We start from the raw sequence: 18,862 nt of genomic DNA on the forward strand, positions 1-18,862 counted from the left end.
TATGTCACCCTGCAGGTGAATAACGATAGCGATTCGATGGCAATTCTCTTCAAGACGGTAATCAGCGAAAGCGCGGCATTTGAGTTGATCGAGAATGCGCTTGCCCGAACCGGCGAATATGATGGCTACCTCAACGTCGTGGCTGACGAAGGCGAGAAGACCCTCCCCTGGTCACCCGGCATGCATGCCGAGCAGTTCCAGGCGGAAATCACGGAGATTCTCCGTTCGACCTGGGACATCTGCCGCTTCTGGGTGATCTACGAACGCCGGGACGATCGACAGGATGCCGAGGCCAACGCCATTCGCAATGCGGCGTTCAGGCTGACGCGCGGCTATGCCGGCGTCATTGTCGTCACGCTCAGCCTGCTTCACAAGCGCGACAGCCTTGCCGATATCGAACTGATCTTTGTGTGTTTCCAGCAGGACTTCCAGCGACGCAATTTTCGCGTCCGCTATGAAGGCAAATTCATCCCCAACGAGGGCTGAATTGTCGAGAGAGTGCCGTTAGCCGCCTCAGGCGGCCAACGCGCGCGCCACGGCCTTGCGAATGTCAGGCAAGGCAAAGGGCTTCGAGACGACATCGACAATCTTTTCCGCCAGGTCGTCAGCGCGTTCGCGCTGTTCCGCATAGCCGGTCATCAGCAGGATTTTCAGCGCCGGGAAAGCGGATTTCGCCTGATGCGCCAGTTCGATGCCGTCCATCACGGGCATGCGGATATCCGAGAGCAGCAGGTCGTAGACGCCGTCTCTGAGTTTTTCCAGTCCTTCCGCACCGTCGGCAGCTTCCTCGGTCTCATGACCGTCAAGACGCAAAGCGCGGGCTACGAAAGAGCGCAGGGAATCCTCGTCTTCCGTAATCAGAATTTTTGCCATGGTGTGCATCACTCCGTTTCATGCCCCGCAACGGAAATCACACGACTTTCCTTTGCGATCGGTAAACGGCACGAAGGGATGGACGGGATGGTTAACAACCCGTCTTATCCTGACATAGTCAGGCGTCGCCGGTGACGACGCCGACAAAAGGAAGTTCGCGGAACGCATAAGCGACATCCATGCCGTAGCCGACGACGAAATAGTCGGGGCATTCGAAACCGACATAGTCGGCCTCCAGCTTTTCCTTGCGCTTGACGCTCTTGTCGAGGAGCACGGCGATATTGACGTTGCGGGCGCCGCGCTCGTAAAGCAATTCCTTGGCAAACAGCAACGTGCGGCCAGACTCCAGAATGTCGTCGATCAGAAGAACGTCGCGATCCTTCACGTCGCTGTCGATGTCCTTGACGATCCGAACCCCTTGCGAGACCGTGCCGGTGCCATAGCTCGACAGCGTGATGAACTCGACCTCGGGCGCCAACCCGCTGTCATGCAGCGCGCGAATAAGGTCGGCAGCAAAGATGAACGAGCCCTTCAAAACCGCGATGACCAGCAGATCCTTCGTCGGTCCCGATGCAATCTGCTTCGCCATCACATGATTGCGTTCGGCGATCTGCTCGGCGGTGAAGAGTGGTTCGATGTTTTTTCCGCGCACGACGGGCATAAGAAGGCTTGCTCCATGACTAGAAGCACAAGCCGTTACCACAAACGGCGGGACGAAACACCCCTTAGGGCATGAAGGAAAGCCGGACTTCCGGCATTTTTCCACCCGCGTACTGCACTCTGGTCGAAAATCCGCGGCTCTGCCCGCCATAAATGACATCTGCAGGCGGGTTGATGACGATGCTTGCGGTCAGCTGCTCATTGGCAAGAAAATCAGCGCGGATGGGGCGCACGACCTGTGTCGTGCCGCTCTGATTGTCGATGATGCCATTGATCAGCAACACCCGCATGCCGTTCGCATCGCGGGGCGTCATCGTTACATGCGCGAAATGCAGCGGCGAGTCCGTCGATGCCGCCTCGCTTTGCGAAAAGCCAGCAAATCCCCCAACGAGGCCGAACACGAGCACTGAGAGAGCGAGCACCAGCGCGACGAAGGTTCTGACCGATGCCTGCTGCAACCAAGCCTCGCCTGCCCGAGCGAGCGCGGATGGAAGCGACCGCGGTTCTACGCTCGACATGCTCGACGGCTGTGACGGGCGCCGTCGATTGTCATTGAAGCTGCGTCTATCAAAGCCTTGTGTGCGGTTGTTCGAAATCACCACGAATTCGGCATCGGCGACGTCCGTTGGTCGAGCTCGGCGCGCCTCGCGCTTGATCGGTTCGGGCGGCAGAAAATCATAGGTACGGCCGGGCGCCTGGCGTCTGAACGAGGAGGAAGTCATGATGACGGCCTTTCCGGTGTCCACATGGTTTCGGGGCCGGACAGAAATCCGGCATTGAAACGAATCCTGCTCAGTCGTAAATTTTAATGGTTAATGCTTCGCAAAGATCGCCATCAAAGCGGCGTCTTTCCGGTAAATTTACTGGTTGTTAATGGTGTTGGTTAACAAGTCGTGCGGTGAACAAACAAAAGACTGATCTCCCGTTGATCCACTTCGAAAATGTCGGTTTGCGCTATGGCATGGGCCCGGAAATTCTCCGGGACCTGACGTTCGACATTCCGAAGAAATCGTTCCAGTTCCTGACCGGCCCTTCGGGCGCCGGCAAGACCACGCTGCTGAGATTGCTGTTCCTTTCGTTGCAGCCGACCCGCGGGCTGATCCGCATGTTCGGACGCGACATTTCCGACATTCCGCGGCCCGAACTGCCGCTGCTGCGTCGCCGTGTCGGCATCATCTTCCAGGAATTCCGTCTGCTGGATCATTTGACCACCTACGAAAACGTAGCCTTGCCACTGCGCGTTCGCGGCAAGGACGAGAGCTCCTACAAGACGGACGTACTCGAGCTTTTGAAGTGGGTCGGCCTCGGCGAGCGCATCAATGTCCTGCCACCGGTGCTGTCGGGCGGCGAAAAACAGCGCGCCGCGATCGCGCGCGCCCTGATCGACCGTCCCGAAATTCTTCTCGCCGACGAGCCGACCGCGAACGTCGATCCGCCGATGGCCCGCCGACTGCTCAATCTGTTCCTTGAGCTCAACCGTCTCGGTACGGCGGTTGTCATCGCGACCCATGATCTGGCCCTGATGGACCAGGTGGAAGCCCGCCGTATGATTCTCTCGGAAGGGCACCTCGATATCCATGACTAAAGCTGCGCCCAAACCGCCCGCAGAGGCCGCCCAGAAAAGCCAGAAGCGGCCGGAGATGAAGGTGCGCCCGACGGCCCCGATCCTGCCCTCCGCCAACATTCAGGGCAATGCGCTAATGGTGGTCATCGCCATCATGGCCTTCCTTGCCTGCCTGACACTCGGCGGCGTCAGCATGGTGCGCTCCACGGCTGCGAGCTGGGAAAGCCAGATTTCCCGCGAGGTCACGATCCAGATCAAGCCCGACGAGGGGTTGGACATGGAGAAGACGCTGGCGCAGGCGCGCGACCTCGCGCTCACCTTCGTCGGCACCAAGGACGGCCAGATCGTTGACGAAGCGGCAACTGCTCGTCTCCTCGAACCCTGGCTCGGCACCGGGCTCGACATCAAGGAGCTGCCGGTTCCGCGGCTTATCATCATCACCATCGACGAGAACAACCCACCGGATTTCGAGGCGATGCGGACGCTGCTGAAGGAGAGCATTCCTCAGGCCTCGCTCGACGACCACCGCACTTGGGTAGACCGGCTGGTTTCGATGGCCCACACGACCGTTATGATCGGCACCGGCATCCTGCTGCTGGTTTTCTCGGCGATGGTGCTGACCGTGGTCTTCGCGACCCGTGGCGCCCTGTCCGGCAATCGTCACATCGTTGAAGTTCTGCACTTCGTCGGTGCGGAAAGCTCGTTTGTCGCCACCGAGTTCCAGAAGCACTTTCTGAAAATCAGCCTCAAGGGATCGGCGGTCGGCAGTGCCCTCGCCGCGCTCTTCTTCATGACCGCCGGCTTCCTGCAGAGCCGCACGCTGGCGACCCCGCAGACCGACCAGGCAACCGCTCTCTTCGGTACGTTTTCGGTCGGCGCCCTCGGCTATGCCGGCATCTTCGCAACCATGATCGTCATCGCGCTACTGACGACTTTTACAGCTCGCCTCACCGTCATGCGAACGATTTACGAGATTGACACGTTGCGTTCCGATCCGACACGGGCGGACGGGCTCGTGAATTGAGCTTTACATGCCTTTTTTGCCATGAAAGCGTCTGTTCGCCGCCGCAATCTCCATATATTTTCCGATTCATGAGCATGGGCCACATGTCGCGCACCCCGATTCGCCCGGAAACGGAGCTTGCTCGCTCCGAAGGGAGGCCTGTGCGCGGTCCTGTGCGGCGCATGCTGCGCTGGGGTGGCATGGCGTCCGTTCTGGCCATGGCCCTCGTCTTTGGTGGGTTTCTGCGGTTTGCCGATTCGGTCACGACGCTGAAGCCGCCGCTTGATCCCCGGGCGGATGCGATCGTCGTTCTGACCGGCGGCTACCAGCGTATCGACCAGGCCGTCGAATTGCTGCAGAAAGGCGCCGGCAAGCGCCTGCTGATTTCGGGGGTTCACCCGGCAACCACGCCAAAGCAGATCCGCAGAATGACCCAGGCCTCGCCTGAGCTTTTCTCCTGCTGCGTCGACATCGGCTACGATGCGCTCGATACGATCGGCAACGCGCAGGAAGCATCGAACTGGATCCACCAGCGCGGCTACAAGAGCGTCCTTGTCGTTACCAATAACTACCATATGCCGCGCAGCCTGGCGGAACTCGCTTACGTCGACTCCGACACCCAGTTCATTCCCTATCCTGTCGTGAACACCGACCTGAAGACGAGCGACTGGTTCACCGACCCCAACGCCGTCCGCGTGATGCTCGCCGAGTATGCGAAAGTGCTCTTCGCCGGCGCGCGAAACCTGACCGGGCTCGGCCGTCACCCGGGGCTGCGCTCGGCCGGCGTCTCCGGCTAAGACCGACGGAAACCTTTTTCTGCGAGCCAATATCGTGTAGGAGGGCGCAACCGCCTCTTGCGGGCATTGGCCTCGGGAAAATTTATGATCGCCCTGCGTTCCGTTCTCTTCAACACGATCTTCTACGCCAACCTCATCCTCCGGATGATCGTACTGTGCCCCTATTACTTCCTCGCACCACGCAAGGAAGCCTATAGTGTGCCGAAGAACTGGGCGCTGTCGTGCCACTGGCTGATGGAAAAGATCGTGGGCACGACCTTCGAGATCGAGGGCATGGAGAACCTACCTGACGGCGGCTATATCCTGGCGCCGAAGCACCAGTCGTTCTGGGACACCTACGCCCTGCTGCCGTGGCTGAAGGATCCGGTCTACATCCTCAAACGCGAGCTGATGTGGATTCCGCTCTTCGGCTGGTATGCCAAGAAGCAGCGGATGATCCCGATCAACCGCGGTGCGCGCGGCAAGGTGATGGTCGAGGCATTGCGGCGGACCAAGGAAGAACTGGCAACCGGCCGCCAGCTGATCATCTATCCCGAGGGAACCCGCCGCCCGCCGGGCGCAGAGCCGCTCTACAAATACGGCATCGCCCGCATGTACCGCGACCTGCAGCTGCCGGTCGTGCCAGTCGCCATGCATCCCGGCTTGTTCTGGCCGCGACGCAGCACAATGCGCTATCCCGGCCACTTCAAGGTAAGAATCCTGCCGCCGATCCATCCTGGCATGGATCCCGATGCCTTCTTTGCCCATCTGATCGAGGTGACCGAGAGGGCGAGCGACGAGCTGCTGATCGATACTATCAAGCGGAACCCGGATCTGCCGCTCCCGCCGACCGCCGCTAACCGTCTCGCGGAATTGCAAAAGAGTGAGACAGCGACGGCCTGAGGTCAGGCGGCTTGTTTCAGCCGCTCCACTTCGCAGGCCACCTGCTCCAGCCAGTGATCGCGAATGCCCATTTGCCGCAAGTGCGCCAGTGTATTGAAGACATAGGCGTCGTTCGGCCCCGACTTGCCTTGCGCACGGTGGACTACGGATGCGGCCGCAATCGCATCGAGACTGCCGGCATATTGCGTGTGTTTGCGATCGACGACATAGGCGACCGCCTTGCTTGTCCGGCCGTCCGCCAGCTGGAGCGGCAGGCAGCGCTCGAGATAGACGTTGGTGACCAGCTCGCGCTCCCGGAGATAGTCGATCGTTTCGTCCCATAGCGACGGGGCGATCCGGAAGCCCATGCCGCGACATGATCCGCCGCGATCGAGGCCCAGCACGAGGCCTGGATTCTGCTCGGTGCCACGATGCACCCAAGAACGGACGCAGAGCGAACGCCTGTAGCCATAGACAAGAGCCTGAGAACGCTCCAAAAACTCGAAACCCGGATTCCACATCAGGGATCCGTAGCCAAATACCCAAAATTCGTCCATATCGCACGCCAGACCGACATTCCCACTCGCGAGTCACCATTGGAGAACATCATGGCATCGTCAAGCCAATCCCGTAGCGGCAGAAAATTCTGGTTGCTCGGCGGCGGTATCGTCCTGGTGATCGCGCTCTACACCGCCGGCTGGTTCTATGCCGCCTCGCAACTTAAGACGACCGTACTGAGGGCGATCGCACCCGGCAATACGGCCGGCGTCAGCGGCGAGTGCGCGGATATCGACTTCCGCGGCTATCCGTTCCGCATTGGCCTCTTCTGCTCGAAAGTCGATGTCGATGACAGCGTCAACGGCGTGTCGGCGAGTTTCGGCCAGCTGCGCTCAGCAGCCCAAGTCTACGCTCCAGGCCATATCGTGTGGGAACTCGACTCGCCTGCCGAGATCCGTAGCGCCCACGGCCTGACCCTCAACGCCGAATGGGCTAGCCTGCAGTCCAGCCTGATAACGAAGCTGAAGGGCATCGACCGTTCCTCCACCGTCATCGAAGGGCTGAAGGGAACGGCAGTATCCTCGCAGACCGGCCAGTCGATCAACTTCGACGCCGCTCATACCGAAATTCACCTCCGTCAGAACGGCGGCGATCTTGACAGCGCGATCTCCGTCACGGACGCCAATACCGTGATCAAGGACTGGCCGGCCTTCCCCAAGCTCTCGGCGAGCGCCGACGTGACGCTCGCCGGCAAGGCCGGCATGATCGATGGCAGCGATCAAAGAGGCCTCTACGGCTCGAGCGGCGAACTGCGCAAGGTTGTGGCCGATATTGGTGACGGCAAGGTCATGACACTGAGCGGCCCCTTCTCCTTCGACGAAGAGGGCTATCTCTCAGGCAAGTTCAAGCTGGAGATCGAACAGCTCGGCCCTTGGCGCGACAGCATCAAGCAGACCTTCCCCGAGATCGCCAAGACCGTCGATACCTCCGCCAAGCTTTTGAAGGCGCTGGCAGGCGGCGGCGACAAGGTGTCGGTCGACCTCGTCGTGGCACGCGGCAATGCCACGGTCGGCGGCTTCATCCCGCTCGGATCGATCCCGCCGATCTGAAACTAGGGCCTTTCAGGGTCAAGCATTCTTCTCGAGCGGATGCGGGCGACCGAAGTCGGGGGCATCGACATCCTGACCCGCCTGGATGATCGAGCGGCGGATCGAGCGGGTTCGCGTGAAGAGATCGAAGATCTTGTCGCCCTCGCCCCAGCGAATGGCCCGCTGCAGATAGGCGAGATCTTCGGAGAAGCGCGCCAGCATTTCGAGGATGGCATCCTTGTTGTGAAGGCAGACATCGCGCCACATCGTCGGGTCGGAGGCGGCGAGACGCGTGAAATCGCGGAAACCGGAGGCGGAATATTTGATGACTTCCGACTCAGTGACCGCTTCCAGATCGTCCGCAGTGCCGACGATGTTGTAGGCGATGATGTGCGGCAGGTGCGAGACAATAGCCAGCACCTTGTCGTGATGCTCCGGATCCATCTCGTCGACCTTGGAGCCCAACGCTTCCCAGAACTGCCGCAGCCTTTTCAGTGCTGCTTCATCCGTGCCCGCGATCGGCGTGAAAATGCACCAGCGCCCTTCGAAGAGCCCCGGGAAACCGGCATCCGGACCGGACTTCTCGGTACCCGCCAGCGGATGGCCAGGAATGAAATGGACATGCGGCGGCATATGCGGCTGCATCTGCGCTATGACCGAAGCCTTGGTCGAGCCGACGTCGGTGACAATCGCACCGGGCTTCAGGCTGCCGGCGATCTCCTTGGCAACACTCTCTGATGCCCCTACCGGCACCGAGACGATCACGAGGTCCGCATCCTTGACCGCCTCGGCCGATGACGTCGTATAGCGGTCGCCGAGTTGCAGTTCCTCGGCCCGCTTCAGCGTGTCGGCACTGCGCGTGGCGATGACAACCTCTTTCGCCAGACCAAGCCGCTTGATGTCATGCGCGATGGAGGAGCCGATCAGGCCGATCCCGATCAGCGCAATGCGATCGAACTGCACCGTCATGACTTGCGTCCCATAAACTCGCCGAGCGCTTCGATGACGCCGCGGTTCGCCTCTTCCGGGCCGATGCTCATGCGCAGCGCGTTGGGGAATCCGTAGCCCTTCACCGCCCTCAGGATATATCCGCGGCTTGTCAGGAACTCATCGGCCTCGGGCGCGCGCTTGCCGTCGACATCGGGGAAGTGAATGAGCACGAAATTGGTGACCGATGGCGTCACCTTGAGACCGATAGCCTCGAGCGCGACCGTCATCTTCTCGATCCACATCAGATTGAAGGCGACCGCTTCCTGCATGAACCCTTGGTCGCGGATGGCAGCAGCACCGGCAGAGATGGCCGCTGCGTTCATGTTAAACGGACCACGGACACGATTGACCGCATCGATGATATCGGCCGGCGCATACATCCAGCCGACACGCAGCGCCGCCAAGCCGTAGACCTTCGAGAAGGTGCGGGTCATGACGACGTTCGGGTTGGACGACACGATCTCGATGCCGGCCTCATAATCGTTGCGGCGGACGTATTCGGCATAGGCCGCGTCAAGGATGAGCACGACGTTCTTGGGTAGGGCAGCATGCAGGCGACGAATCTCGCTGACGGGGACGAATGTGCCCGTCGGATTGCCGGGGTTGGCGATAAAGACCATCTTCGTCTTCGGCGTAACCGCAGCAAGGATCGCATCGACGTCAACCGTTGCGTCCTTCTCCTTGACGGTAACGGGGGTGGCACCCGCACCCATGATCTGGATCTTGTAGACGAGGAAGCCATGCTCGGTGATGATGGCTTCGTCGCCAGTGCCGAGATAGACATGGCAGAGCAGCCCGAGCAACTCGTCCGAGCCATTGCCGCACATGATGTTAGCCGGGTTAAGCCCGTGAACCGCCGCGATGGCCTCGCGCAGTTCGAGGGCCTGCCCGTCCGGATACCGTTCGAGGCTGTCGGCGGCATTGCGGAAGGCGTCGATTGCCTTCGGGCTCGCGCCAAGCGGCGTCTCATTGGACGAGAGCTTGTAGACACGGGCGACGCCCGGCGCATGTTCCTTGCCCGGCACATAGGCTGCGATATCCAGAATACCGGAACGCGGAACGGGCTTGCTCTTGTCTTCGCTCATCAGATCGACCTTGGGAAAATACCGGGAAAAATTCGGCTGAAAATTGCCTAGAGGCAATAGAACGGAAAGGCGATCTTGTCGAGTGCCGCGGGACCTGGGTCAGGACCGGCTAGCGGCTGCGCGTCGTCGGAACACCATGCGGCGCCAGCACCGGCACGAAGACGCGCCGCGAGGCGCGGGCGGCAACGGGCAGGCCCTGATAGAGTCGCTTCTGCGCCTCGACGATGATGACGCCGGAAAAGGCGGGCCATAAGGTGCGTCCCACGCGGTCGAAAACGCTGCGCAATCGCATCATGGTCCGCAGCTTCGACGGCGGAAAGAACAGAGCCTCCGCTGTCGCGCCGGGCGTGAAATTGGTCTCGCGCAACAGACTTGTCAGCTGCCCGCGCGAATAGGGGCGCCCTGACCCAAACGGTGTATGTTCCATGCGCGCCCAAACACCGCGACGGTTCGGCACGACAATGACCAGCCGACCGCCAGGCGCCAGCACGCGCCACAGCTCCTTCAGGGTTTCCCGTGGGCTCTCGGCGAATTCGAGCGAATGGACCATCAGCACCCGGTCGATCGATGAATCGGGCAGCGGCAGCTCCTCGTCGAAGATCAGGGCCGTCGTCGACAATGCACCCACAGGCCAGTTCACCGCCCCCTGCCCCGCCGGCATGAAGGCAAAGGTTCGCTCCGTGTCGGGCTGGAAGCGATCGAGGAAGGGAACGACATAGCCCAGACCCACAAGGCGCTCCTGCGGCAGCCGGACCCAAAGCGAGGAAAGCGCCATGGCGATCGACTGCTCGGCAATACGTCCGAGGTCGGAATGATAGAACTGGCGAAGGTCGACGATATCAGCGTGCATTGAGCCAAATGTTATCAATGGGCGGTTGGACTTCAAGGCACGACCCTCTACATTCCCGGTAAACCCGCGATAAAGAGGCTGCCTGAGACTATGAAACCTTTGGATTTAGACGTTTTTCTTTGCCGTTCCGATAATTTCGGCGTGTTGGTGCATGATCCGGAAACTGGCCTGACCGCCTCGATCGACGCGCCCGATGCAGCTGCCGTCGAAAGGGCGGCAAGCCGCCGCGGCTGGACGATATCGCATATTTTTACGACCCATCATCACACCGACCACGTCGAAGGCAATCTGGCGCTCAAGGAGCAGTATGGCTGCGAGATCATCGGTCCGGTCAACGAAGCGGTGGCGATCCCTGGCCTCGACAAGACGATGGCCGATGGCGATACGTTCCTCTTCGGCGATCACACGGTTGCAGTCATCGAAACACCAGGACATACGGCCGGGCACATCTGCTACCACTTTGTCGATGACAAGCTGCTGTTTGCCGCCGATACGCTCTTCGCCCTCGGCTGCGGCCGCCTGTTCGAGCGGCCGGCCGCCGATATGTGGCATTCGCTGCAGAAGTTAGCCGTTCTGCCCGACGAAACCGCCGTCTATTTCGGCCACGAATATACCCTGTCGAATGCGCGCTTCGCACTCACCATCGACCCTGATAATCAGCGCCTGATCAGCCGTGCAGCCGAGATCGAGGCGCTGCGGGCCGAGAACAAGTTCACGATTCCGACGACGCTGGCGCTGGAGAAGGAGACCAACCCCTTCCTGCGCGCCGCCGATCCCGCCATCCGCCGCAACCTCTTGATGGAAACCAAGACCAACGAGGAAGTCTTCGCGGAAATCCGTCGGCGCAAGGACAATTTCTAATGTCGCCGGACGATATTATTAGCGAACTTGGAATGCAGCCGCACCCCGAAGGTGGTTGGTATGTGCAGACCTTTCGCGACACCGACGGCGGATCACGCGGCCATTCGACGGCGATCTACTATCTATTGAAGGCGGGGCAGCGATCCCACTGGCACCGTGTTCGCGATGCTGTAGAGGTATGGCATCATTATGCCGGGGCTCCGCTTGCTCTTCACCGCTCGCAGGATGGCAGCGGCCGCGAGACGGTGGTGCTTGGGACTGACATCCTCAAGGGCGAGCGTCCGCAGGCGGTCATTCCCGCCAACTGGTGGCAATCGGCTGAAACGACAGGCGATTACACGCTCGTCGGATGCACCGTTGCGCCAGGCTTCGACTTCGCCTCCTTCGAGATGGCACCACCGGACTGGCAGCCTGTCGGTTGAACGCTATTCGGCGGCCGCCGGCTGTTCGGCAGTCGTGGCCTTCCGGCGAAACAGCTCGTTTGCGGCGAGAACGGCGCCGCCTGTAACCAGCACGCACGCAAGCGCGATCCGCCAGCTCGGCTCGGCAAAGCCGAACAGCGTCAGGTTCAACGTCGAAAGAAGCGGCGCGGCATAGCTCGCAGCGCCGAGGATCTGGATATCACCATTCTTGACGCCGTAATCCCAGGCATAGAAGGCTGCACCGACCGGGAAGAGCCCGAGGCCGAGAACCGCAACCCACTGCGAGACCCCCACGGGCCAGACCGTTGTCTCCAGGCCGAGATGGCAGATGGACGACAGGATCGCGGTCGCGAGGCAGAAGCCGGTGACGACATCGGTCGAGACAGCATCGAACCGGCGCGTCAGCAGTGAATACCCCGACCATGTGAAGGCGCAGAGGAAGGCCGCGCCATAGCCGACGGCATAGGCACCATCGAAGTTGATGCCGTTGCGGCCGACGATCAGGAAGGTGCCACAGAGACCGGCCAGCGCTCCCGCGACATGATACCAGCGCAGCCGTTCGCCCGGTAGCAACGCCGACCCGACAACGATCAGCAGCGGCCAGAGATAGGCAATCAGCCCGGCCTCGACCGCCGGCGCATTCCTGAGCGCCGTGAAGTAAAGGAAATGATATCCGAACAGCCCGGCGATCCCAACGATCCATACCTTGGCCGGCTGCTTGAGCAGAGCGAGCCGCGACGGATTGAGGATCAGCACGACGATGCCGGGGATGCTGCCGATGGCAAAGCAGATCGCGGACAGCTGGAAGGGCGGCATCGTACCTGACGCAGCCGTGAATAACGCCAGGAACGACCACATGAGAATAGCCGCAAAGCCGATTAGCGTTGCCCGAAGCTTCACCTGTCCCCCTTTACGGAGACACTTGCTCCGTCAGCTCGCGCCGTATTTCACCGCCGTGATCGTCACCGGACCGTATTGCGTCGGAATACGGACGTAGACCGGAGCATATACATTTGCAGCATCCGACTTGGCAAACCAGATTTCCATCCGGCTGCTCTTGCTCAGATAGTCGATATCGCTGCGGCCCTTCTTGTAGCCGGAGCGCGGGACGAAGCGCACGCTGCAAACGGTCGCTTTGCCGCTGAACCCCGACGTCGAGAAATCCTGAGAGCCCTTTGGCGAGAGCACCAGATCCATGCGCATTTCGCCATCGTAGATCGGCAGTTTCTGCGCGCAGACATTGGCGTCGGCAGGGAAGATCAGGCCGGAGATCGGATCAAGGACGGAACGCAGGTCGCTTGCCGGCACGCTGACCCAGTTCTTCGGCGGTGTCCGTGGCGGCCTGACGGTCGTCGAAGTGATATTGCCGTTGTTGTAACGCACCTCGTATGTCCGGGCGCGCTTGCCGCTCTTGTAATAGAGATAGTAGCGGGACGCCTGCAGCCGGTCACCGCGCAGGACGCCGTCAACGCTGGTCTTTGCAGAGATATTGGTGACGAGATCGGCAAGTCCTGCCGAGCTGATGTCGCCGGATACCTTGTAGCTCTTGTCGTCCTCGATCTTCGTCAGGAAGGCGGCGCGCGCAATCGTCAGGATACCAAGCGAAACCCTGTACTCGGTGCGATGCACGATCTCGCTTGCGCCGGCCGGAATGGCCACCAGCGCTGCGACTGCGGAAATAAGAATGCGTTTGCCCAGATGAGCCATGAAATGAACCTTGTTCAGGCGGCTGGAAACGCCGTTGATAACGGTCTATACGCCTGTCTCTCGATGAAGCAAACACGAGCTTTTTGACAGAATTGCGGGAAATGCCAAGGATTGGCTTGACGCGCACGGCCTGTCTGACTATAGAACCGCAACTTTCCAATCATGGTCTGATGGATTGCTAGCCCGGTTTTGCGTGGGCGTGCACCCGATGGCCGAGAAAAACAAGAATAGGTGTTCCATGTCCCGCATGTGCGAATTGACCGGCAAGGCAGTCCTCGTTGGCAACAATGTCAGCCATGCCAACAACAAGACCAAGCGCCGGTTCCTCCCGAACCTGTGCCAGGTTACGCTGATCTCCGACGCGCTCGGCCAGCGTTACCGTCTTCGCGTTTCGGCTGCTGCTCTTCGTTCCGTCGAGCATCGTGGCGGTCTCGATGCCTTCCTGATCAAGGCAAGCGAAAATGAACTGTCGATGCGCGCTCGTCTGCTGCGTCGCCAGATCGTCAAGAAGACTGCCGAAGCCGCTGCTGCGTAAGCTTCGACTGCTTCTTTTTCATACGGCTTCAGAAGGCTTGCACGGATGAACTCCGGACAAGCCTTTTGCTTTGCCGGTCTGTTCCTCCAACTGGTGGCATACCCCAGGATAAAAAAATGCTGACGACACGCTCTACGCTTATCTATGTCACCCTCATGACGCTGGTCGTCGTCGCCTCGAACTTCCTCGTGCAGTTCCCTCTGAATGCCGAATTCGCCGGCATCAATCTGGCCGACATCCTGACCTGGGGTGCTTTTACTTATCCGGTCGCCTTCCTCATCACCGATCTGACCAACCGCCAGTTCGGACCGCAGGCGGCCCGCAAGGTCGTCTTCGCCGGCTTCGTCGTCGGTGTGGCGCTGTCCTTCTATACCTCGGTGCCGCGCATCGCGATTGCGTCGGGCTCGGCCTACCTGGCCGGTCAGCTGCTTGATATCTCGGTCTTCAATCGCCTGCGCCGTCAGGCCTGGTGGCGCGCGCCGCTCGTCGGCTCGCTGATCGGCTCGATGCTGGACACGATCATCTTCTTCTCCTTCGCATTTGCTGCCTTCTTCGTCTTCTTCGGCCCGAATGATCCCTTCGCGCTGGAATCCGCCCCGATCCTCGGCGCATTCACGGCCGAAGCCCCGCGCTGGATTTCCTGGGCGATCGGCGACTTTACGGTGAAGGTAGTCGTCGGTCTCGTAATGCTGCTGCCATACGGCGCACTGATGAACGTGCTGCGCCCCCTGCAGGCCGCCGCCGCCCGCTGAGCGCGCTCCCCCCAATTCGAGTTCCAGCTGTTCGGCGGAGCCTATGGCTCCGCCGTTCCTGTTACTGAGACCGAGTCAGGGAGAATTCTCGTCGGGAAGTGTGTGCGGCCCCGAGCCCAATTCGAGCGACGCAGCGAAGCAAAATAGATTCTCCGGTGACGAGCGTACGAAGAGCGGCGGGCAACGGATCGGGACTGATTGCGGGCATTGAACCGAAAGTCGATTTCGGCGGCTGATACGCCGCTGTCACCGCTGCAGGTGTGCCGTGTCGCCAGATGGTACCTCGACCAGTCGAAATTCCAGCATCAGGTTGCGCTGCAGGATGGAGTGATTGTCGTCGGAGACTATCACCACATGCGTGGTCCCGTCCTCGGCTGCGAAGACATCCAAGCCTTCCATGTTGTCGATCTGGTAGCCGAAATCGCCCTGCAGCAAGATCTCTCCGTCCATCACGGAACCGGGACGAATGTCGGCGGCCTTGATGCGGCGGAGTCGCATTCCGATGCCTTCCGCGACATTGAAGCGCCGCTCGAGGAGCAAGAGGTCACCATTCTGCAGAAACGCTCCGTCCGTCGCGTCGAAGTCGCCATAATGGGCGAGCGCAAGACGTCCCTTCAATGGCCCGTCGAGGATCGCGGCGTAGGCATTGTCATCGGCGTCCAAGCTGCGCTCGGCCACAATCAGTGTGCCGCCCTTCAGCGCGCTGTCCGCGGGCGCGACGGCGATCGTTTCAAAGCCGCGATTGGCGCGCAGGGATTTCTTGGAAAACGGATTGGGAATCATGTCGATTGCACGCGACACCTCAAAGCCCGGATCGGGATAGACGTCAACGCGGTGATCCTGTTCGAAGGAGACCAGGATTTCGTTGCCGTGCAACGCCAAGCCCTCCGCATCCATATGTCCCTTGCCTTCGAAGGTCCGCCCGGCACGATTCCTCATCGGCGTGATCGCGACGTCGGCGAGACCAGACAGGCGCCCCTGTGGATCGCGCTCGATGCGCCCGGTCATCCAGTGGCCGGTGTCGAGTACGCCGACGAAATGCGTCTTGTCCTGTCGAAACCGGATCGACGACAGCGAGCCAAACAGCCGCTGCGGCGAGACCATTTCCAACCCGCCGAGGAATTCAAGCGGACCGAACCGGGTATCGTCGGAACCAATCTTGAATTCAGTGATGGCGCGGCTGCGAACCTCGACGCTGCCATCGGCAAGTGCTGGCGGCACGAATGCCGCCAGACCAACGGCGATCGCGATCAGGCTGGCGAAAGGCTTCCCGAGCATCCAGAAAGCGTCCTTTCGCGGTTAGCCGGCGCGGCGGAGGCGACCGCCCCGCGGCTGGACGGTCTTGTCTTCGAAGAGCGATGCAAGCTGCTCGGTCATCGCACCGGCCAGCTCGTCCGCGTCGACGATGGTTACGGCGCGCCTATAATAGCGCGTCACGTCATGGCCGATGCCAATTGCCAGAAGCTCGACGGGAGAACGCGTCTCGATGCGCTCGATGACGGCGCGTAGGTGCCTTTCCAGGTAGCTGCCCGGATTGACCGACAATGTCGAATCGTCGACCGGCGCGCCGTCGGAGATCATCATCAGGATCTTGCGTTGCTCGCGCCGCGCGATCAGGCGGTTATGCGCCCACATCAGCGCCTCGCCGTCGATGTTTTCCTTCAGCAGGCCTTCGCGCATCATCAGGCCAAGATTGGCCCGCGCGCGGCGCCAGGGAGCATCGGCCGACTTGTAGATGATGTGGCGCAGATCGTTGAGACGGCCAGGCGTCTGTGGCTTACCGCTGCCGAGCCACTTTTCGCGCGCCTGTCCGCCCTTCCAGGCCTTCGTCGTGAAGCCGAGGATCTCCACCTTGACACCGCAGCGCTCGAGTGTACGGGCCAGGATATCGGCGCAGGTGGCGGCGACCGTGATCGGACGGCCACGCATCGAGCCCGAATTGTCGATCAGAAGCGTCACGACCGTATCGCGGAACTGCGTGTCTCGCTCCATTTTGAACGAGAGTGCCTGCATCGGGTCGATAATCATGCGTGTAAGGCGTGCTGGGTCGAGATAGCCTTCCTCGAGGTCGAAATCCCAGGAACGGTTCTGCTGTGCCATCAAGCGGCGTTGCAGGCGGTTGGCCAGTCGCCCGACCGCGCCCTGCAGGTGCGCCAGCTGCTTGTCGAGGAAGGCGCGCAGGCGCTCCAGCTCGGCGGCGTCACAGAGCTCTTCGGCCGTGATCGTCTCATCGAATTCCTCAGTGAAGACGTGGTAGTCGACCTTCTCGTTGAAGTCGTCGAAGGGGGTGTTCGGACGGCGGGTTTCGCCCGGAGTCTCGGAATCTTCCTCGCCCTCATCCTGCATGTCGTCGTCGGAGATTTCGGCGCCTTCGGTCTCGCCGTCCTCCATCTGCTCGTCGGCGACTTCGCTGTCCTCTACGGGTGCGGCATCGGAGCCGGCGTCGTCGTCGACTTCGTCCTGATCCTGCTCGTCGCCGTTCGGCTGGTCTTCCTGCTCAGACTCGTCGTCGGACTCCGGCTCGCTGTCGTCGTCGCCATACTCCTCGGCCATTTCCATGGCGGAGAGCATGTGGCGTATTACCTTCGAGAAGGCCTGCTGGTCACTGATGACGGCGGGAAGGTTGTCGAGATCGGCTCCGGCCTTTTCCTCGATGAAGGAGCGCCAGAGATCGAGCACCTTGCCGGCAGAAGCTGGCGGTTGCTGGCCGGTCAGCTTCTCGCGCACCATCATGGCGACGGCTTCGCCGATCGGCGCATCCTCCTGCCGCTCGATGCCAGAGAGATTCGCCTTGGCGTATTTCTCCTCGGTCATCGAACGCAAGTTGGCGGCCACACCTTCCATGCGCAGCGCGCCGATCGATTCCACACGCGCCTGCTCGACAGCGTCGAAGATTGCGCGGGCGTCGGAACCCTGCGGCGCCATCGTCGCGTGCACCTTATCGTCGTGGCAAGCGAGTCGCAGCGCCATCGAGTCGCCAAGTCCACGCGTCACCGCCAGCTCATGCTTCGTCGGGCGCTTGGAGAGTTCGGGCAAGCGGACACGCTCGGCCGTCATTCCGGGGCGCTCATTGGCGAAGGTCACCTCGACGTCGCCATCGCCGGCGATCGCGCGAACACTGCCTGATATCGCCCGACGCAACGGTTCGACGTCGACTGGCGAGCCGGGCTTTGCTTTCGAATTGTCACCGCGAGCAGCCATGGTCGGTCGGCCTTAGGCCTCCAGAACAATGTTTGCAGCACTCTCTTTCAGCTCGACGCCGAAAGCGCGCTGGTAGTGCTCGGCCACCAGCGGGCGCTCCAGCTCGTCGCACTTGTTCAGGAAGGTGGTGCGGAAGGCGAAGGCGAGGTCACCGAAAATCTCAGCGTTCTCGGCCCAGGTGATGACGGTACGCGGGCTCATAACGGTCGACAGGTCGCCATTCATGAACGAAGCGCGCGTGAGATCGGCAACGCGGACCATCTTGGAGACGATGTCGCGGCCGTTCTTGTCCTTGCCGAAGCTCTTCACCTTGGAAGCGACGATATTCACTTCGTGATCGTGCGGCAGATAGTTCAGAGTGGTGACGATCGACCAGCGGTCCATCTGTGCCTGGTTGATCTGCTGCGTGCCGTGATAGAGGCCCGTCGTGTCGCCGAGACCGATGGTGTTTGCGGTTGCAAACAGGCGGAAGGCGGGGTGCGGGCGAATGACGCGGCTCTGGTCGAGCAGCGTCAGGCGACCGGACGACTCCAGCACGCGCTGGATGACGAACATGACGTCCGGGCGGCCGGCATCGTATTCGTCGAAGACGAGCGCGACATTATGCTGGTACGCCCAGGGCAGGATGCCGTCCTTGAATTCAGTAACCTGCAGACCGTCCTTGAGGACGATCGCGTCCTTGCCGACGAGGTCGATACGGCTGACATGGCTGTCGAGGTTGATACGCACGCAGGGCCAGTTGAGGCGAGCGGCGACCTGTTCGATATGCGAGGACTTACCGGTGCCGTGATAGCCGGAGATCATCACGCGTCGGTTATGGGCAAAGCCGGCAAGAATGGCGAGCGTGGTCTCGCGGTCGAAGAGATAGTCGGGGTCGAGGTCCGGAACATAGGCGCTGCCCTGGCTGTAAGCCGGCACGCGAATATCGGAATCGATACCAAAGACCTCCCTGACCGAAACGGTGGTGTCCGGAATCTCCGAAATATCAAGGTCAATCTTGCTCATCATGTCTCCAAGGCGGGTGCCCGACACCCGGCCATACTGTATCAGCCCATTTCACAACCATGACGCCGCAAGTCTACACTGCGCTCGTTCATGTCGGAACGTCGGCGATG

At 60.9% G+C, this 18,862-nt stretch carries 22 protein-coding genes; 10 read left to right on the top strand and 12 right to left on the bottom strand.

Annotated features, from left to right (window positions below):
• The first annotated feature begins 36 nt into the window (after positions 1 to 36).
• Entirely contained in the window at positions 37 to 486 is a 450-nt protein-coding gene (locus FHX16_RS06690) for a hypothetical protein (protein ID WP_016556435.1), read from the top strand.
• A 27-nt stretch (positions 487 to 513) separates the two neighbouring features.
• Here FHX16_RS06690 and FHX16_RS06695 read toward each other — a convergent pair whose 3' ends face one another.
• From FHX16_RS06695 to FHX16_RS06705, 3 genes are all read right to left on the bottom strand, one after another.
• Complete coding sequence (locus FHX16_RS06695; RefSeq protein WP_007789408.1) at positions 514 to 873, bottom strand: response regulator; 360 nt, start codon at positions 871 to 873, stop codon at positions 514 to 516.
• Between the two features lie 118 nt (positions 874 to 991).
• Positions 992 to 1,534, bottom strand: a complete 543-nt coding sequence (gene hpt, locus FHX16_RS06700; protein WP_183863647.1) for a hypoxanthine phosphoribosyltransferase — start codon at positions 1,532 to 1,534, stop codon at positions 992 to 994.
• A 64-nt stretch (positions 1,535 to 1,598) separates the two neighbouring features.
• Positions 1,599 to 2,255, bottom strand: a complete 657-nt coding sequence (locus FHX16_RS06705; RefSeq protein ID WP_183863648.1) for a hypothetical protein — start codon at positions 2,253 to 2,255, stop codon at positions 1,599 to 1,601.
• Between the two features lie 203 nt (positions 2,256 to 2,458).
• Between FHX16_RS06705 and ftsE the strand changes: the two genes are divergently transcribed.
• The 4 genes from ftsE to FHX16_RS06725 all read left to right on the top strand — a co-directional run bounded on the left by ftsE (position 2,459) and on the right by FHX16_RS06725 (position 5,779).
• Positions 2,459 to 3,118: a cell division ATP-binding protein FtsE gene (gene ftsE, locus FHX16_RS06710; protein WP_007528031.1), complete on the top strand. Its 660-nt coding sequence runs from the start codon at positions 2,459 to 2,461 to the stop codon at positions 3,116 to 3,118.
• A 55-nt stretch (positions 3,119 to 3,173) separates the two neighbouring features.
• Positions 3,174 to 4,121 (top strand): ABC transporter permease, encoded by a 948-nt coding sequence (locus FHX16_RS06715; protein WP_016556439.1) that lies wholly within the window; start codon positions 3,174 to 3,176, stop codon positions 4,119 to 4,121.
• A 68-nt stretch (positions 4,122 to 4,189) separates the two neighbouring features.
• A complete protein-coding gene (locus FHX16_RS06720) occupies positions 4,190 to 4,897 on the top strand; it encodes a YdcF family protein (RefSeq protein ID WP_405049264.1) in 708 nt (235 codons plus the stop codon).
• Positions 4,898 to 4,981: 84 nt separating this feature from the next.
• The gene (locus FHX16_RS06725; protein ID WP_259126852.1) at positions 4,982 to 5,779 is read left to right on the top strand and encodes a 1-acyl-sn-glycerol-3-phosphate acyltransferase; all 798 of its coding nucleotides are present in this window, start codon (positions 4,982 to 4,984) and stop codon (positions 5,777 to 5,779) included.
• 2 nt (positions 5,780 to 5,781) lie between these two features.
• On the opposite strand, the gene FHX16_RS06730 is transcribed toward FHX16_RS06725, so the two are convergent.
• Complete coding sequence (locus tag FHX16_RS06730; protein ID WP_259126853.1) at positions 5,782 to 6,315, bottom strand: gamma-glutamylcyclotransferase; 534 nt, start codon at positions 6,313 to 6,315, stop codon at positions 5,782 to 5,784.
• 51 nt (positions 6,316 to 6,366) lie between these two features.
• Between FHX16_RS06730 and FHX16_RS06735 the strand changes: the two genes are divergently transcribed.
• On the top strand, positions 6,367 to 7,365 hold the full coding sequence (locus FHX16_RS06735) for a DUF2125 domain-containing protein (protein ID WP_259126854.1): 999 nt from the start codon (positions 6,367 to 6,369) through the stop codon (positions 7,363 to 7,365).
• 18 nt (positions 7,366 to 7,383) lie between these two features.
• On the opposite strand, the gene FHX16_RS06740 is transcribed toward FHX16_RS06735, so the two are convergent.
• The 3 genes from FHX16_RS06740 to FHX16_RS06750 form a co-directional block, all read right to left on the bottom strand.
• Entirely contained in the window at positions 7,384 to 8,313 is a 930-nt protein-coding gene (locus FHX16_RS06740; RefSeq protein WP_016556444.1) for a prephenate/arogenate dehydrogenase family protein, read from the bottom strand.
• Entirely contained in the window at positions 8,310 to 9,419 is a 1,110-nt protein-coding gene (gene hisC / locus FHX16_RS06745; RefSeq protein WP_259126855.1) for a histidinol-phosphate transaminase, read from the bottom strand. Before hisC ends, FHX16_RS06740 begins: the two co-directional genes overlap by 4 nt.
• 109 nt (positions 9,420 to 9,528) lie before the next feature.
• Positions 9,529 to 10,305 carry a class I SAM-dependent methyltransferase gene (locus FHX16_RS06750; RefSeq protein WP_259126856.1) on the bottom strand — a complete coding sequence of 259 codons (777 nt, stop codon included), beginning with the start codon at positions 10,303 to 10,305 and terminating at the stop codon, positions 9,529 to 9,531.
• A 54-nt stretch (positions 10,306 to 10,359) separates the two neighbouring features.
• Between FHX16_RS06750 and gloB the strand changes: the two genes are divergently transcribed.
• Both gloB and FHX16_RS06760 read left to right on the top strand, forming a co-directional pair.
• The gene (gene gloB, locus FHX16_RS06755; RefSeq protein ID WP_259126857.1) at positions 10,360 to 11,130 is read left to right on the top strand and encodes a hydroxyacylglutathione hydrolase; all 771 of its coding nucleotides are present in this window, start codon (positions 10,360 to 10,362) and stop codon (positions 11,128 to 11,130) included.
• Positions 11,130 to 11,552 (top strand): cupin domain-containing protein, encoded by a 423-nt coding sequence (locus tag FHX16_RS06760; protein WP_259126859.1) that lies wholly within the window; start codon positions 11,130 to 11,132, stop codon positions 11,550 to 11,552. The genes gloB and FHX16_RS06760 overlap by 1 nt, the downstream gene beginning before the upstream one ends.
• A 3-nt stretch (positions 11,553 to 11,555) precedes the next feature.
• Here FHX16_RS06760 and FHX16_RS06765 read toward each other — a convergent pair whose 3' ends face one another.
• Complete coding sequence (locus FHX16_RS06765; RefSeq protein ID WP_183863654.1) at positions 11,556 to 12,452, bottom strand: DMT family transporter; 897 nt, start codon at positions 12,450 to 12,452, stop codon at positions 11,556 to 11,558.
• A gap of 30 nt (positions 12,453 to 12,482) precedes the next feature.
• On the bottom strand, positions 12,483 to 13,259 hold the full coding sequence (locus tag FHX16_RS06770) for a DUF3108 domain-containing protein (RefSeq protein WP_183863655.1): 777 nt from the start codon (positions 13,257 to 13,259) through the stop codon (positions 12,483 to 12,485).
• Positions 13,260 to 13,497: 238 nt separating this feature from the next.
• On the opposite strand from FHX16_RS06770, the gene rpmB reads away from it, so the two are divergent.
• Both rpmB and FHX16_RS06780 read left to right on the top strand, forming a co-directional pair.
• Positions 13,498 to 13,794, top strand: coding sequence for a 50S ribosomal protein L28 (rpmB, locus tag FHX16_RS06775; RefSeq protein ID WP_016556451.1), 297 nt, complete (start codon positions 13,498 to 13,500; stop codon positions 13,792 to 13,794).
• Between the two features lie 116 nt (positions 13,795 to 13,910).
• Positions 13,911 to 14,546: a queuosine precursor transporter gene (locus tag FHX16_RS06780; protein ID WP_016556452.1), complete on the top strand. Its 636-nt coding sequence runs from the start codon at positions 13,911 to 13,913 to the stop codon at positions 14,544 to 14,546.
• A 246-nt stretch (positions 14,547 to 14,792) separates the two neighbouring features.
• On the opposite strand, the gene FHX16_RS06785 is transcribed toward FHX16_RS06780, so the two are convergent.
• Genes FHX16_RS06785 through cobS form a run of 3 tightly spaced genes read right to left on the bottom strand, consistent with a single transcriptional unit; the run spans position 14,793 to position 18,752 of the window.
• Positions 14,793 to 15,824, bottom strand: a complete 1,032-nt coding sequence (locus FHX16_RS06785; RefSeq protein ID WP_183863656.1) for an esterase-like activity of phytase family protein — start codon at positions 15,822 to 15,824, stop codon at positions 14,793 to 14,795.
• Between the two features lie 21 nt (positions 15,825 to 15,845).
• Positions 15,846 to 17,747: a cobaltochelatase subunit CobT gene (gene cobT, locus FHX16_RS06790; protein WP_183863657.1), complete on the bottom strand. Its 1,902-nt coding sequence runs from the start codon at positions 17,745 to 17,747 to the stop codon at positions 15,846 to 15,848.
• Between the two features lie 12 nt (positions 17,748 to 17,759).
• Positions 17,760 to 18,752 carry a cobaltochelatase subunit CobS gene (cobS, locus tag FHX16_RS06795; protein ID WP_183863658.1) on the bottom strand — a complete coding sequence of 331 codons (993 nt, stop codon included), beginning with the start codon at positions 18,750 to 18,752 and terminating at the stop codon, positions 17,760 to 17,762.
• Positions 18,753 to 18,862: the final 110 nt, after the last annotated feature.

Source organism: Rhizobium sp. BK661 (genome assembly GCF_024808825.1).
Lineage (GTDB): Bacteria > Pseudomonadota > Alphaproteobacteria > Rhizobiales > Rhizobiaceae > Rhizobium.